10 protein-coding genes and 2 tRNA genes are annotated in these 16020 nt (G+C 57.4%); 5 read left to right on the top strand and 7 right to left on the bottom strand.

Features of this window, described 5'->3' with window-relative positions; genetic code table 11:
* Position 1: 1 nt before the first annotated feature.
* Positions 2-3478, bottom strand: coding sequence for a hybrid sensor histidine kinase/response regulator (locus ACVBEG_RS18390; protein ID WP_447108171.1), 3477 nt, complete (start codon positions 3476-3478; stop codon positions 2-4).
* A 269-nt stretch (positions 3479-3747) separates the two neighbouring features.
* Here ACVBEG_RS18390 and ACVBEG_RS18385 point away from each other — a divergent pair, with 269 nt between their 5' ends.
* Positions 3748-4926 (top strand): TDT family transporter, encoded by a 1179-nt coding sequence (locus tag ACVBEG_RS18385; protein ID WP_322180525.1) that lies wholly within the window; start codon positions 3748-3750, stop codon positions 4924-4926.
* A gap of 138 nt (positions 4927-5064) precedes the next feature.
* Entirely contained in the window at positions 5065-6936 is a 1872-nt protein-coding gene (locus ACVBEG_RS18380; protein ID WP_447108170.1) for an MFS transporter, read from the top strand.
* Positions 6937-6957: 21 nt separating this feature from the next.
* On the opposite strand, the gene sugE is transcribed toward ACVBEG_RS18380, so the two are convergent.
* The 3 genes from sugE to rdgC all read right to left on the bottom strand — a co-directional run bounded on the left by sugE (position 6958) and on the right by rdgC (position 9352).
* On the bottom strand, positions 6958-7272 hold the full coding sequence (gene sugE / locus ACVBEG_RS18375) for a quaternary ammonium compound efflux SMR transporter SugE (RefSeq protein WP_322180521.1): 315 nt from the start codon (positions 7270-7272) through the stop codon (positions 6958-6960).
* A gap of 125 nt (positions 7273-7397) precedes the next feature.
* Positions 7398-8363 (bottom strand): bile acid:sodium symporter family protein, encoded by a 966-nt coding sequence (locus ACVBEG_RS18370; protein ID WP_322180519.1) that lies wholly within the window; start codon positions 8361-8363, stop codon positions 7398-7400.
* Between the two features lie 68 nt (positions 8364-8431).
* Positions 8432-9352: a recombination-associated protein RdgC gene (gene rdgC, locus ACVBEG_RS18365; protein WP_219061542.1), complete on the bottom strand. Its 921-nt coding sequence runs from the start codon at positions 9350-9352 to the stop codon at positions 8432-8434.
* Between the two features lie 161 nt (positions 9353-9513).
* Here rdgC and ACVBEG_RS18360 point away from each other — a divergent pair.
* Both ACVBEG_RS18360 and ACVBEG_RS18355 read left to right on the top strand, forming a co-directional pair.
* Positions 9514-9589: transfer RNA gene (locus ACVBEG_RS18360), tRNA-Val, on the top strand.
* A 19-nt stretch (positions 9590-9608) separates the two neighbouring features.
* A tRNA-Asp gene (locus ACVBEG_RS18355) sits at positions 9609-9685 on the top strand.
* Positions 9686-9956: 271 nt separating this feature from the next.
* On the opposite strand, the gene ACVBEG_RS18350 is transcribed toward ACVBEG_RS18355, so the two are convergent.
* Positions 9957-11507 carry an ArnT family glycosyltransferase gene (locus tag ACVBEG_RS18350; RefSeq protein WP_447108169.1) on the bottom strand — a complete coding sequence of 517 codons (1551 nt, stop codon included), beginning with the start codon at positions 11505-11507 and terminating at the stop codon, positions 9957-9959.
* Between the two features lie 487 nt (positions 11508-11994).
* Between ACVBEG_RS18350 and ACVBEG_RS18345 the strand changes: the two genes are divergently transcribed.
* Complete coding sequence (locus ACVBEG_RS18345; RefSeq protein WP_322217260.1) at positions 11995-12594, top strand: phosphatase PAP2 family protein; 600 nt, start codon at positions 11995-11997, stop codon at positions 12592-12594.
* A 251-nt stretch (positions 12595-12845) separates the two neighbouring features.
* Here ACVBEG_RS18345 and ACVBEG_RS18340 read toward each other — a convergent pair whose 3' ends face one another.
* Positions 12846-14216, bottom strand: a complete 1371-nt coding sequence (locus tag ACVBEG_RS18340; RefSeq protein ID WP_322180513.1) for a UDP-glucose dehydrogenase family protein — start codon at positions 14214-14216, stop codon at positions 12846-12848.
* Positions 14217-14360: 144 nt separating this feature from the next.
* Positions 14361-16010, bottom strand: coding sequence for a lipid IV(A) 4-amino-4-deoxy-L-arabinosyltransferase (gene arnT, locus ACVBEG_RS18335; RefSeq protein ID WP_322180511.1), 1650 nt, complete (start codon positions 16008-16010; stop codon positions 14361-14363).
* Between the last annotated feature and the right edge of the window lie 10 nt (positions 16011-16020).

Below are 16020 nucleotides of genomic sequence, written 5' to 3'. Positions count from 1 at the left end.
TTCAGCTCAAACTGACATGCCGACTCAACAATGCCCGCAGCGCCGCCGGTTTGACCGGTTTCGACAGGTAATCGAGGCCGGCAGCGTGGATCTGCGCGATCAGTTCAGGTCGACCGTCCGCGCTGATTACCACGCCGGGTACCGGCTCACCCAGTCGCGTGCGCAACCAGGCCATCAGCGCGGCGCCGGTATCACCCTCATCCAGGTGATAGTCCACCAGCGCCAGCTGCGGATGCACGCCTTTGCCCAGCAGGGCTTCGCACTCACTGCGATTGCGCGCCGTCCACACCTGACATCCCCAACGCGTGAGCAAGCTGTTCATCCCGATCAAAATGCTGTCTTCGTTGTCGACGCACAGTACCTGGGTACCGCTCAGTGGCTGGTGGGACTTGGGCTCGGCAGGACTGGCGGCCAATGGCATTTGATGAGTGGCCAGGGGCACAGTGACGCTGAACACGCTGCCTTTACCCGGCCAGGAGCGTACTTGCAGTTCATGACCCAATACGCGGCAAAGTCCGTCGGCAATGGCCAGCCCGAGGCCCAGGCCTTTTTCGGCACGGGTCTGATGGCTGTCCAGGCGTTTGAACTCTTCGAAGATCACCTGACGTTTGTCTTCCGGAATACCTGGGCCGCGGTCCCAGACTTCAAGGCACAGCTGCGCGCCTCGACGCCTTACGCCTAGCAGTATCGGACCCTTGCCGTAGCGGAAAGCGTTGGTCAGGAAGTTTTGCAGAATCCGTCGCAATAACTTTATGTCGCTGTCGATCCGCACGTTGCTGCCGCGTACCCGGAATTTCAAACCTTGTTCCTGGGCCAGTGCCTTGAACTCGGCGCCGAGGGTGTCGAACAGCGCACTCAGGGGAAACGGCTGGGGATTGGGTGTGATTTTTCCGTTTTCCAGGCGAGAAATGTCCAGCAGGTCGCTGATCAGGTCTTCTGCGGAGCGCAGCGAGCTGTCCAGATGATGCACCAGTTGCTGGGCCTCGCTGGAGATCTCGTCTTCCTGGTGGGACAGGGCTGCCGAGAACAGTCGCGCCGCATTCAACGGCTGCATCAAGTCATGGCTGACCGCTGCAAGAAAGCGGGTCTTCGACTGGTTGGCGGTTTCCGCGGTACCCTTGGCCTCGGTCAGCGCCACGTTCAGTTGTGACAACTCATGGGTACGCTCGGCGACGCGTTGTTCAAGGCTTTCATTGGCGCCTTTGAGCGCCTGCTCGGCTTCACGGAACGCGGTGATGTCGGTGAAGCTCATGACGAAACCACCACCGGGCATCGGGTTGCCAATCAGCTCGATGACGCGTCCATTGGGGAACAATCGCTCTGAGGTATGGGCTCGACCCTGGCGCATCCAGTGCAGCCGACGCGCCACATGCACTTCGGCTTCACCGGGACCGCACAGACCACGTTCGGCGTTATAGCGGATGATGTCGGCGATTGGTCGGCCAACGCTGATCAGGCCATCCGGGTAATTGAACAGTTCCAGATAACGATGATTCCAGGCCACCAGTTTCAGCGATTGGTCGACCACGCTGATGCCTTGGGTGATGTTTTCAATGGCCCCTTGCAGCAGCGCCCGGTTGAATTGCAGGACTTCGGAGGCTTCGTCGGCGATGCGCACCACGTCTTCGAGCTGCATCTCCCGGCCTTCGATGGCGGCCTTGACCACAGCGCGGGTCGAGGACGCGCCGAGCACACCAGCCAGCAAGCGCTCGGTGTGGGCTATCCACTCCCCGTCGGCGTTCTGGTTCGGGCTGAAGCCCTTGCCCTGACGATAGGCGAAACGAATAAAACTCTGCCGCGCGCGCTCCTCACCCACGAAGCGCGCCGACAGGCTCAATAAGTCCTCGATCTGCACTGCCAGCAACGAACGGTTGCTGGGGCGCGCGCTGATTTCCTGACCAATGAAACGTCCAGCCTGCCAGTGTTCGGAAACCCGTGTGCGTGACAGCACCGACACCCAGGCGAACAGGGTGAAGTTACCGGCAAGCGACAGCACCACGCCCTGTGTCAGCGGGGTAATCGGTAAGTGCAATGGGTTACCGTGCAGCCAGGCCAGCCCTGGGAACAGAGTGAGCGCCCAGCCCAGGCTGTTGGCCGCAATGGGCAACACCAAGGTGTAAAACCAAATAAAGGTGCCGGCTGCCAGGCCAGCGAATACGCCTCGGCGGTTGGCTTGTTTCCAGTACAGCGCGCCGAGCATGGCTGGGGCCAGTTGAGTGATGGCGGCGAAGGCGATTTGGCCGATGGTTGCCAGGCTCGCCGTTGAGCCGAGCAACCGGTAGCAGACGTAAGCCAGCAACAGAATCACCACGATGCTGATCCGACGTACCGACAGCATCCAGTGACGGAACACCTCAAATGGGCGCTCTGCGGTTTTGCGGCGCAACAGCCACGGCAGCAGCATATCGTTGGAGACCATGGTCGACAGTGCAACGCTGGCGACGATCACCATGCCGGTGGCAGCGGAGGCGCCACCGATAAACGCCAGCAGGGCCAGCGCCGGGTGGGCTTGGGCCAACGGCAGGCTGATCACGAACGAATCGGGCAGCACCGAACTGGGCAGCAGCATTTGTCCGGCCAGGGCGATGGGCACCACAAACAGCGCTGCCAGGGACAGGTACGTCGGAAAAACCCACCGGGCCAGCCTGAGATCCTGCGGCTCGATGTTCTCGACAACGGTCACGTGAAACTGCCGTGGCAGACACACTATGGCCATCATCGCTACGCCGGTTTGAACCACCATCGACGGCCAGTTGACGGTTTCCTTCCAGTACTCTTCCAGGCGAGGGGCGATCATTGCCTGACTGAACAGGTCATCGAAACCGTCGTACAGGCCGAAGGTGACGAACGCGCCCACTGCGAGAAACGCGAACAGTTTGACCAGTGCTTCGAAGGCAATTGCCAGCACCATGCCGCGGTGGTGTTCGGTAGCGTCGAGGTTGCGAGTGCCAAACAAGATGGTGAACAGTGCCAGGATCAGCGAGACGATGAGTGCGGTGTCCTGGGCGCGGGTGCCCGTGGATTCGGCGACTGCACCGATCAGCAGGTTCACCCCCAGGACGATGCCTTTGAGCTGCAAGGCAATGTACGGTAAAACACCGACCATACAGATCAGTGCAACCACCACTGCCAACGATTGCGACTTGCCATAGCGTGCGGCGATGAAGTCAGCGATAGACGTGATGTTCTCTTGTTTGCTGATCATCACCATCTTCTGCAGCACCCAAGGCGCCAGCGTCAGCAGTAATATCGGGCCCAGATAGATCGGCAGGAACGACCAGAGTTGCTCGGCCGCTTGGCCCACGGCGCCAAAAAATGTCCAGCTGGTGCAGTACACCGCCAGCGACAGGCTGTAGACCCAAGCCCGCAGGCGTGGCGATAGAGGCGCACTGCGTCGATCGCCATAAAAGGCGATGGCGAACATAACGGCCATATAGGTCAGGGCGACTGCAGCAATCAGCCCACTGGACAGCGACATGTAAAACTCCAGGTAGCGCTAGATAGCTCTCAACAGCGCTCGTTAAAAAATGACCGACCGGAAGCGATCCTGCTCCGGCTGGACAGTCTCGCATGATGTTCAGGGTTCGTCAGTGCCGACCAAGGTCTTGGCGCGGCCTGGTGCCGCAGGACGAGGTCTGCGGTGTTGCATATAGGTAAAATAGATGACCTATAGAGAAATTACCCGTTATATAGATATGCAATCGAACTATAAGCTCATTTCACCTCATAGGAGGACTGGAGAAGAGCATGCCTTGCCTTGATACGCCTGCGCCATACGCCGTTGCCAACCAACGTAATCTGCCGTTGAACACGCTGAGTCATCCGCGAGAAGTGATTCGCCAATTCACCCCGAATTGGTTCGCCGCGACCATGGGTACCGGCATTCTGGCCCTGACGCTGGGGCAATTGCCCGTGCAGATCCCGGGTTTGCACCTGTTGGCCGAGGGGTTGTGGCTGTTCAATATCGCGCTCTTCGTGCTCTTCAGTCTCGTGTATATGGCGCGCTGGGTGCTGTTTTTCAATGAGGCGCGGCGAGTGTTTGGGCACTCTACGGTGTCGATGTTTTTCGGCACCATCCCCATGGGGCTGGCGACCATTATCAACGGCTTTCTATTCTTCGGCCTACCTCGATGGGGCGGAGCTATAGTGCCTATTGCCGAGACGCTGTGGTGGCTGGACGTGGCTATGGCGCTGGCCTGCGGGGTGGCCATTCCGTTCATGATGTTTACGCGTCAGGAGCACAGTATCGACCAGATGACGGCCGTGTGGTTGTTACCCGTGGTCGCGGCTGAGGTGGCGGCAGCCAGTGGTGGTCTGCTGGCACCCCATCTGACCGACGCCTCCGCGCAATTCGGCGTGCTGATCACCAGCTACGTGTTGTGGGCGTTCTCGGTACCCGTAGCGTTCAGCATCCTGTCCATTCTGTTGTTGCGCATGGCCCTGCATAAATTGCCCCACGAAAACATGGCCGCTTCGAGTTGGCTGGCGTTGGGTCCGATTGGCACCGGAGCGTTGGGCATGTTGTTGATGGGCGCAGACGCACCGGCGATTTTTGCGGCCAACGGTTTGCCCGGGCTCGGAGAGATGGCGGATGGTATCGGGTTGGTGGCGGGTATCACACTGTGGGGATTCGGCTTGTGGTGGATGCTGATGGCCGTGCTTATTACCGTGCGCTACCTGCGCACCGGCATCCCGTTCAACCTCGGCTGGTGGGGATTCACCTTTCCATTGGGTGTCTACGCATTGGCGACCCTAAAGCTTGCAGCAAGGCTGCACCTGACATTCTTCTCGCTGGCCGGTTGTGCGTTGGTGTGCTGTCTGGCGATATTGTGGCTGATCGTCATGAGTCGGACCGTGTGTGGTGCCTATAAAGGAGAGCTGTTCGTTTCACCTTGTATTGCGGGGTTGGGTGCTGGGGTCAAGTGAGTATTAAAGACGTGGGAGACGATCAAACCAGACGCGTCCTATCGACATCTGCTTGCGTAACGTTTCCAATGTGGCTCGGAGTCGACATAGACACTCCAATTAAAAAGCCGACCCCGGCGCTATTCGAGTACACGGACGATGAGTCAGTCGCAATTCAGTTTGCTGGGAAAACGGCGGTTTCTGCCGTTTTTCATCACCCAGTCCCTCGGGGCTTTCAACGACAATATCCTCAAGCAATCATTGATCCTCGCCATTCTCTATAAGCTGAGCATCGACGGCGATCGCTCGATTTGGGTCAACCTGTGTGCGCTGTTGTTCATTCTGCCGTTCTTTTTGTTCTCGGCATTGGCGGGTCAGTTTGGCGAGAAATACGCCAAGGATGCCTTGATCCGCCTGATCAAACTGGGCGAAATCGCGATCATGCTGGTGGGCGCGGCGGGGTTCATGCTCAACCACCTGTGGATGATGTTGCTGGCGTTGTTCGCCATGGGGACGCACTCGGCGTTGTTCGGGCCGGTGAAGTACTCGATCCTGCCGCAGCACTTGCATGAGGATGAATTGGTCGGTGGCAACGGGCTGGTGGAAATGGGCACCTTCCTGGCGATTCTGGCCGGTACCATCGGCGCCGGGATCATGATGTCTTCCGCGCACTACGCGCCGATCGTTGCGACAGCGATCTTGCTGGTGGCGTGTCTGGGTTATATCGCCAGTCGCAGCATCCCGCGCGCAGCGGCGGCTTCGCCGGAAATGCGCCTGAACTGGAATATCTTCAGTCAATCCTGGGCCACCTTGCGTTTGGGACTGGGTCAGACGCCGGCCGTGTCACGCTCGATTGTCGGCAACTCCTGGTTCTGGTTCGTCGGCGCGATTTACCTGACGCAAATTCCGGCCTACGCCAAAGAGTGGCTGTATGGCGACGAGACCGTGGTCACGCTGATTCTCACCGTGTTCTCCATCGGCATCGCACTGGGTTCGATGCTGTGCGAGCGGTTGTCCGGGCGCAAGGTAGAGATCGGTCTGGTGCCGTTCGGCTCGATGGGCCTGACCGTGTTCGGGCTGCTGCTGTGGTGGCATTCGGGCGGCTTTCCACAAAACGTTCAGGCCAATGACTGGCTGACGGTGCTGTCTTATGGTCAGGCGTGGTGGGTGCTGAGCGATGTGCTGGGCATCGGTGTTTTTGGCGGCTTCTATATCGTGCCGCTGTACGCACTGATCCAGTCGCGCACCGTCGAGAACGAGCGTTCGCGGGTCATCGCGTCCAACAATATCCTCAATGCGCTGTTCATGGTGGTGTCGGCCATCGTCTCGATCGTGCTTCTCAGTGTGGTCAAACTGTCGATTCCGCAGCTGTTCCTGGTGATCTCGCTGATGAACATCGCGGTGAATGCCTACATCTTCAAGATCGTGCCCGAGTTCACCATGCGGTTCATGATCTGGCTGCTCGGCCATTCCATGTACCGCGTCGAGCATCGCAACCTGGAGCTGATTCCGGAAGAAGGTGCGGCGCTGCTGGTCTGCAACCATGTGTCCTTTGTCGATGCGCTGTTGATTGGCGGGGCTGTGCGGCGGCCGATTCGGTTCGTGATGTATTACAAGATCTACAACCTGCCGGTGCTCAACTTCATTTTCCGCACCGCTGGCACCATCCCGATTGCCGGGCGCAACGAAGACCTGGCGATCTACGATCAGGCCTTCAAAAAAATTGCTGAATACCTGAAAAATGGTGAGCTGGTGTGCATCTTCCCTGAAGGCAAGCTGACTGCTGACGGGGAGATCAATGAATTTAAAGGTGGCCTGAGCCGGATTCTGCAAGACACCCCAGTGCCAGTGATTCCACTGGCCTTGCAGGGCTTGTGGGGTAGTTTCTTCAGCCGAGATCCGAACAAGGGAGTCTTTCGTCGGCTGTGGTCGCGCATCACCGTGGTGGCCGGGCCCGCCGTGGCAATGGAGGCGGCGTTACCAGCGAGTTTGCAGGCGCGAGTTGCGGAGTTGCGGGGCACCGTTCGGTAGTTGATCTGGCGTAGTGCAACCTCAAGCACTCAGCTTGAGCCCCACCAGTCCACACAGAATCAAGCCCACACTGGCCAGGCGGAACAGCGCCGTGGACTCACCGAACAGAATGATCCCGGCGATCACGGTGCCTATCGCACCGACACCGGTCCATATCGCGTAGGCAGTGCCCAGCGGCAGTTCTTTCATGGCCAGACCGAGCAGGCCCAAACTGACCAACATGGCCGCGACGGTGAGGGCTGTAGGCAAAGGGCGGGTGAAGCCTTCGGTGTATTTCAGGCCGACGGCCCAACCGACTTCGAACAGACCGGCGAAAAACAGAATGATCCAAGACATGATGACCTCCTATAAAGGGGTCGTCCCCGAATCGTTTTTCCTGATGGACCAGTCAGGTCGTCCTGGCTGTGCGCAGTATTTTGCACATAAACGATTCGGGGGCAAGTCAGGTATCGATAAAGTGGCTAGTCGGTAACGGACCGAGTGGCGAGTTCTCGGTCCGCTTTTTCACTCATGCGCCGGAAATACGTAGAAAGCAAGGCGCCGGAAATGTTGTGCCAGACGCTGAACAGCGCGCTGGGCACGGCGGCCAGCGGCGAGAAATGGGCGCTGGCCAATGCAGCGCCCAGCCCGGAGTTTTGCATGCCGACTTCCAGTGCCAGGGATTTGCGCTGCGCCAGCGGCAGCTTGAACAGCTTGCCGGTGAAATAGCCGAGCACAAAGCCGAAGCTGTTGTGCAACATCACCACCGCCATGATCAACAGGCCTGACTCAGCGATTTTCGCCTGGCTGGCGGCAACCACCGCTGCGACGATCAATACGATGCTGACCACGGATACCAGCGGCAAGACGTCCACCGCCGCTTTGACTCGATGGCCGAGCACGCGTTGTGCGACAACGCCAAGCACGATTGGCAACAAGACCAACTGCAGAATCGACCAGAACATGTCCATGAAAGACACCGGCAACCAGGCCGAGGCCAGCAACCAGATCAACGCGGGTGTCAGCAGCGGGGCGAGGAGGGTGGTCACTGCGGCGATAGCGACCGACAACGCCAGGTCGCCACGGGCCAGCCAGGTCATGACGTTGGAGGAGGTGCCGCTCGGGCAGCAACCCACCAGAATCACGCCCACAGCGATCTCCGCGGGCAGATGAAACGCCTGGCACAGCAGCCAGGCGACGCCGGGCATGATCACGAAATGCGCGACCACCCCTAAGGCCACACGCCATGGATGGCGAGCGACTTCAGAAAAATCATCGAGCTTGAGCGTCAGGCCCATGCCGAACATGACCAGGCCCAGGAGCGGCACGATGGCGCTTTTTAAACCGATAAACCATTCGGGCAGCGCAAACGCCAACACTGCAAACAGCAGCACCCAATAGGCGAAGGTATTCCCGACAAAGCGACTCAACGCAGCCAGCGCACGCATGGCTTGTTCCTTTTTTTATTAGAGGGGAAATGCGCTACCGCAACGGGTAGCGCATGACAGCTGATGGCTTAGATGCCCTGTGGCAGTTCTTCGCCGCCCAACGCTTCAAACAGCTCAGGCAGGAATTCGCCGAAGGTCAGCATCATCAAGGTGAAGCTGGCGTCCAGTTGGCCAAGGGCTTCCTCGCCACCGTCCTGTTCGGCCTGATCTTGCAGCAGGTCTTCGAATTTCAGGCGTTTGACCACCATCTTGTCGTCCAGCACGAAGGACAGCTTGTCCTGCCAGGCCAACGACAGCTGGGTGACCACCTTGCCGGTGCTCAAGTGCAGCTGGATTTCATCGCTGGTCAAATCCTGACGCTTGCAGCGCACGATGCCGCCATCTTCATGGGTATCACGCAGTTCACACTCGTCGAGGACGAAGAAGTGGTCAGCCGCTTTCTGGGACTTGACCCATTCGGTCATGGTTGCACTTGGCGCGACTTTCACCGTCAGTGGGCGTACCGGCAGCGAACCGATCACTTCACGCAGGGTGGAGAGCAGGTCTTCGGCGCGTTTCGGGCTGGAGGCGTTAACCAGAATCAGACCCTGTTTCGGCGCGATGGCAGCAAAGGTCGCCGAGCGACGAATAAAGGCGCGGGGCAGAAAGGCCTGGATGATTTCATCCTTGATCTGATCACGCTCCTTCTTATAGACCTTGCGCATTTGTTCGGCTTCGATCTCTTCGATCTTTTCCTTTAATGCATCACGCACCACGCTGCCAGGCAGAATGCGTTCTTCCTTGCGTGCGGCAATCAGCAGGAAGTCCTGACTGACGTGAACCAGAGGAGCGTCCTCACCTTTACCGAACGGTGCGACGAAACCGTAAGTGGTCAACTCCTGGCTGGCACAAGGGCGAGCCTGTTTGGTCGCCAATGCGGTTTCCAGCGCCTCGGCATCAAAAGGCAGATCTTGGGTCAGGCGATAGATAAGCAGGTTTTTGAACCACATGGGGTGAATCTCTCCTTTGTACAAAGTGGGGGCATTATTCGCTCCTCGGCCTCTGCGGCCAACCCTGTGCTAAGCCTTTGGCAGGATTATAAAAATTATTTAAAAAAGTGCTTGCCAGAGATAGGGTCGCTATATAGAATGCGCGCCACACCGAGAGTGAAGGGTGATTAGCTCAGCTGGGAGAGCAGCTGCCTTACAAGCAGCGGGTCGGCGGTTCGATCCCGTCATCACCCACCAATCCTTCTCAGTGTTACGCGCAGCGGTAGTTCAGTCGGTTAGAATACCGGCCTGTCACGCCGGGGGTCGCGGGTTCGAGTCCCGTCCGCTGCGCCATATTAAGCTTCAAGGCCCTTGAACTCCTTGAAGCAACAAAAAGCGACCTTAGGGTCGCTTTTTTTTGCTTTCTAAATACCCAAAACTAATCGCTGAAGCTTGGGGTTGTGCTCCCGATTATCATCGGGAGCCAGCAATCAGGGGTGTCCCTGTGCCCGCGTCGACAAAGTCTACCTCCGCTCCAGGCCGGTAGACTTCCGAAATCCATCGGCGGGCTAATTGCGTTGATCGTTCACTCCTTTGGTGAGTCCGATGTCGCGGTCGTTTTCGATCACGGCAGGGGTGCGTCTGCGGCAGATGTTCCCGGGACAAAAGCAACGCTGCCGGATTCGCGGACATGGAACAGTCGGGCGCCGTTATTCGGCTTAGTGGTAATTACCTGATGGTCGGCGGCCAGGTAGCCAAGAGGCAGCTGATGAATATCGTGATACTGGGTGATGATGATCGTGTGCTGCGGGTCCCATGTCTCGCCGCTTTTCTTCTCTAGCCATGCCATGAATGCGGCGCTGTTACCGTCGCGCGGAAAATCCTCGCTTTCCGGAACATAGTAAAAAGGTGCGCCTTTATTTTGCAGGTACATCGGCAGTTTATTGTCGACCTCGACCAGCACCATGCGCCACTGACTCCAGGGCGCACTTTTGCTGGCTTGCGCCTTTATGTCTGCGGTGAACTGCATGACGCCGCCACCACCGTTGGTCCAGGGGTAGATAATGCCCAGCACCAGCAAGAGTGTCACCGCCGCAGCTGCGATGCCCTTCGTCCAGCCTGGACCGCTGATTTTGCCAGCCGCCCGTCGTTCGGCCATGTGTCGGGTCACCCACCAGGCTGACAGCAGCTGTGCGAATGGCACCAGAGGTAATACGTAGTAGCTGCGCCGACTGCCGCTGGCAGTGAAGAACACAAACAGCAAGCCCAGGCCCCAGATCAGCCAGCGGGTGTTTGGTTCGATCTGCTTCCAGTTGCGCAGAGCCAGCCACAGGCCAAGTATCCAGCACGGCGCCCAAGGCAGGGTATAGATCGGCAGGTAGAGCAGGTAGGTATAGATCGGGCCGATATTATCGAACGGGTGGAAAAACCGTACTACGTTCTCCCTGAAGACCAGGCCCAGGCCGCTCTCGGCGTAGCTGGGCGTGCCATACAGGTGCGACAGCATGAATGGCACCATATAGAGCGCGCCTGCGATCACTAGCGCCAGGCACAAGCGCCAGTTGAGATGACGCTTCCAGCGCCCCTCGCTGAGCACGTGCGGCAACAGCATAAGCCCTGGCAGGATGAAACCAATCAGGCCTTTGAGCAGGGACGTGAGCGCCAGCAATACAAAGAACACTATGTAGCGACTCAGGCGAGTGTCATCCGGGCCGCGCCAATACCACCAGACGGCCGCGAGCACGCCGCACACGGTAAGAACATCGGCCGTGGCTACCCGTGCCCAGAAGATGAAAAAGAACGTCGTCGCCAGCAGCCAGCCGGCGATCAGTCCGGTGCCTTTGCGGAAGAGGCGTTCACCAATGAGATAGACCAACCAGATACTTAGCCAGGCGCTAATCACTGACGTCAGTCGTAATGACCAGTGGTTCAGGCCGCCCATCAAACTTGCCGTGGCGGTGATCAGCCAATAAGAGGGCAGTGGTTTGTCGTAATAGGGTGCGCCTTTGAGGTAGGGGTCGAAATAGTTGCCTGTTTGTATCATCTGTAAGGCGATGTTAGCCCAGCGGGTTTCAGCGCCCCAGAGTTCCCTTGCTCCGAGCCCCAGCAACAGAATCAGTGCCGATACAGCGAGCAACAGTGTCAATGCTCCCCTGTCGCTTCTCCAAAACTTCATTCTTATAATTTCCATAACGCGACCGAGTGCCCCCTGGAATTTCGGGCCTTGTCGTACGGCACGACAAGGCGCGTCAATGTTATAGGGTGGTTTGTCAAATTGGTGTCGGGATGGCAAAAAAAAAGCATAATTCGGCCAACTTTTATGGCGGATGGGCGGTTGATGCTCGTGTGGATGTTATTTCCGTTAATCTCGTGGTCAGGGGCTCGCTGAGAGTGCGGTCTTTTCTCAGGCCGACGTTTCCCTTTACAGTGCGTTCACTCTTTTTTCACGGCGGCATATCTAAACTCTCAGAGGTTATTGAACTGAAGCGTTTGCGGATGAGTGCGCAATGTTGTTATCGATGTGCTCGTAACGCTGCGCGGCAGAACTCAATGGCCAGGTGCTGTTTAAGTTTCCTGATGAGGTCGGTGTCTAGACGTGTTCGGTCTTTGTTTGGGGGGTATTGATAGTCTGTTTGTAATTTGCTTATAGGGTGGCTCGCAACATGGAAGCATTGAATCGTTCACTTTTTTTAATGATCAATGCTGGTGCAGATCCTGCCCCCGGGATGCTGTGGGTGGCCATTATCGTCGCGCAGTGGCTGATTTATGGTGTTCCCTTGTTACTGGCAGGATTTTGGCTCTGGGGAGGCCCGCAACGCCGTGCGGCGGTATTGGTTGCCACGCTGAGTTTGCTGGTTGCCCTGAGTTGCAATCAGTTGATTGCCGCCGCCTGGATGCACCCTCGGCCATTTATGATTCAGTTGGGGCATACGTTCATGGGCCATGACGCGGAATCTTCCTTCCCCAGCGACCACGCCGTGGTGTTTTTCTCGGTGGGGCTGGCACTTATCTGGAGCGCCTTGCGCAATGTCGGTGCTTTACTTGTGTTGATCGGTGTCGTTGTGGGGGCCTCCCGTGTTTACCTGGGCGTGCATTTTCCATTCGATATCATTGGCGCCTTTCTTGTGGCCATCGTCAGTAGTTGGGTTGTCATCACAGGGCTAAGCGTTGGTCAGGTCAAACAGCAACTGCTGCAGGGGTTGGAAGGACTGTATCGGCGCCTGTTCGCTTTTGCGATCAATAAAGGATGGGTTCAGGCTTGATCAGTGGCTGATGTTTATGCCTGAACAGATAATTCTACGTTGAGGCGTTGCAAGGTTGGAGAGGGTTCGGCAACCAACGATGGGGCTTCGCTAAGTTCGTCCATGTGTCGTATAGAACGTTTTGAATAACCCTCCCTTGAACAGAAGGTTATTCATCAATAAGAGTCAACTTTTTCAGGGTTAGATAGCTGAATACTTGATCAACGATGCCAGAGCTTTTGTACAAGGGCTCTGGCATCTGGATCAATCAATCAGAGAGGATTGCTGGAATCCCATTTTTGTTGCGGGATTGGCAGGTTGCATGACTCGCCTCGGCCCATCGGGAAGTACGTAAAGCCTTTTTGAGCCATGCGTTCGGCGTCATACAGGTTGCGGCCGTCGAAAATTACCGGTGCTTTCAGGCGCTTGTGAATTTCATCGAAGTCGGGCGCCTTGAATAGCTGCCACTCAGTGCAGATGACCAGCGCATCCGCGCCACTGAGTGCTGATTCCAGCGTGCCCATGAGGGCAAGGCCCGGATGGTCACCATAGAGCAGTTGGGTTTGCTGCATGGCTTCCGGGTCATAGGCGCGCACATTTGCTCCAGCAGCCCACAAGGCTTCCAGCAGGACACGACTGGGGGCGTCGCGCATGTCGTCGGTGTTGGGCTTGAAAGCCAGGCCCCACAAGGCGAAGGTCTTGCCTTTGAGGTCTCCTTTGTAGAAGGCGTTGAGCCGATCGAACAGTTTGTGCTTCTGTCGCTCGTTGATCGCTTCGACTGCCTGCAACAGATCGTTGGAGCAGTTAGCCTGGTCGGCACTGTGGATCAGGGCGCGCATGTCCTTAGGGAAGCACGAACCACCATAACCGCAGCCCGCATAGATGAAGTCGTAACCAATGCGCGAGTCGGCGCCGATGCCTAGACGTACCGATTCAATATCGGCGCCGAGGTGCTCGGCCAGTTCGGCGATCTGGTTGATAAAGCTGATCTTGGTCGCCAGCATGCAGTTGGCGGCGTACTTGGTCAGCTCGGCACTGCGCAGGTCCATGAACATGATGCGGTCGTGGTTGCGGTTGAACGGCGCATACAGGTCGCGCATGACCTCACGCACTTCTTCACGTTCGCAACCGATCACGATGCGGTCCGGTTTACGGCAGTCGGTAACCGCAGAGCCTTCTTTAAGGAATTCAGGGTTGGAGACGATATCGAACTCCAGCGGGCGTCCCGCCAGGGCTTTTTCGATATGAGCACGCAACGCGTCGCCGGTGCCGACGGGTACCGTGGATTTTTCGACGATGATCAGGGGGGTGACCCGATGCCTGACGATCGCATCGCCGACAGAAAAAACGTAACTGAGGTCTGCCGAGCCATCGTCGCCGGAGGGTGTCCCGACAGCAATGAACAAGACTTCGCCATGTTCGACCGCGAGCTTTTCGTCGCTGGTGAAATGCAGGCGCTTGCTCTCAAGGTTATCCCGAACAAGATTGGCCAGCCCAGGCTCGAAGATGTTTACCTGGCCTTGGGAAAGCTGCTTGACCTTGTTCTCATCGATGTCCATACAGATGACATCATGACCGACCTCGGCGAGCACCGTCGCTTGCACGAGACCGACATAACCACTACCGAATACACTGATTTTCATGCGCAGTTCCTAAGGTTTGTTGCCGCGTGTGCGTCGTAATTTAATAGTCATCACGCGCGGAATGACCAAGGTCATTCAGCGCGTCTTTAATACTGGGAAATGGTCATTGAAGGCGTTAGAACGGGCTTCCGGCAATGGATACAGTCATGGTGTCGTTTGGGCAAAGATAAAAATCACGATGTTGCCCTGTTCATAACGCTTCCCATCTTTGGGCAGTAGATCGACTTCATGCCTTTCGCCGTCATCTTTGACCCGCATAACCACGCCGACCGAGCCTTTCTGACGAGCCTGGGTCATCCATTGCTGGACAGTACTTAATGTCACGGCGCGGCCCTTGGCGTCAGGGTAGGTGAAACCATATTGGGTCTCACCGACGGTGTTGTACAACGTTATGTCCGGGCGTGCGGTATGCCAAGCCAAGGCAGAGGCTGCCCCCAGCTCATTGCTCAAGAGCGAGCGGGTCTCGCGAAGTGCCTGGGCATGCTCGGAGATGAATACGTCAGGTGTCTTGTTGTAGATAATTGTGTTGGGCAGTGCTGCAGGCAGCAAGGCGACCAGCGCCAGCATCCCGACTGCGGGCGCCAGAAAAAGGGTCGATGGTCTGGCGACTTGCAGGGCGTTGGCGATGCTCCATATCCCTAGTGCAATGAGCACAAAAGTCAGATGAAGCGGCTCATTGTCATAGATGGGCTGCTTGAATTGCAGGTAAGTCACCGTTAGTAGCGTAATCAGGCCAAGGGCCAGGTTCAGCAGCCCGTTAGCGCGGATTATCCCCGTTCTGGCTTGCTCAAGCCAGCCGGTCAGCGTGTGGCCGATCAGCAGTGCTAAGGGCAGCAGGCACGGCATGATGTAGGTGGGTAGCTTTCCTCGGCTCAGGCTGAAAAAAGCCAGTGGCAACACCAGCCAGAGCAACAGAAATGCGATTTTTGGCTGGCTTTTTGTCTGCCATGCATGCTTGAAAGTCCCGGGCAGCGCCAGTGCCCAAGGCAGGCTGGAGACTATCAGTAACGGTAAGTAGAACCACCAGGGTTGAGCGTGTTGCGCATCGTCTCCGGCAAATCGGCGGATGTGTTCGTGCCAGAAAAAGAATGACCAGAAGTCGGGTTCGCGCATGTGTACGGTCAGCACCCAGGGCAGCGAGACCAGTACGGCGACCAGCACGGCTAACAAGCCATAGCGCATCATTTCAGTGAGTCGACGCTGCCATATCATGTACGGCAGGGCGATCAGTACGGGTAGCAGGAAGGCCAGGAAGCCCTTGGTCATGAAGCCCATGCCGCAGGCCAGTCCGAGTACCGCCCAGGCGGCCAGTTTTACCCGCTGTGCGGTACTGTCGATGGCATACCACAAGGCCACCAGGCTGAGGTTGACCCATAGTGTGAACTGCGGATCAAGGTTGGCGTAGCCGGCCTGTCCGACGATCAGGCCAAAGCTCATGTATATCGTGGCGCAGGTGAAGCTCTTGCGCGGGGTATTCCACAGGCGACGAGCCATCAGGTAAGTCAGCAGGGTACTCAGCCCCAGGCTCAGGGCCGAGGCGATGCGCACGCCGAACAGGTTTTCTCCAAACACCGCTTGGCCGATGGCGATCATCCAATAGCCGGCGGCGGGCTTCTCAAAGTAGCGCAGGCCCATGAAGTGTGGCGCCGCCCAGTTGCCGCTCAGGAGCATTTCCTGGCTGGCTTGTGCATAGCGGGTTTCGTCTGGAATCCAGAGGCCGTGAAAGGGCAATGGCAGCAGATAAAACAGGCCAAAGGCGAGTAACAGAAGAGGTATGCCCCAGCGTTTAATCATGACCGTTGAG

The organism is Pseudomonas sp. GG8, from assembly GCF_052976945.1.
This window is presented reverse-complemented; position numbering and strand designations above follow the sequence as displayed.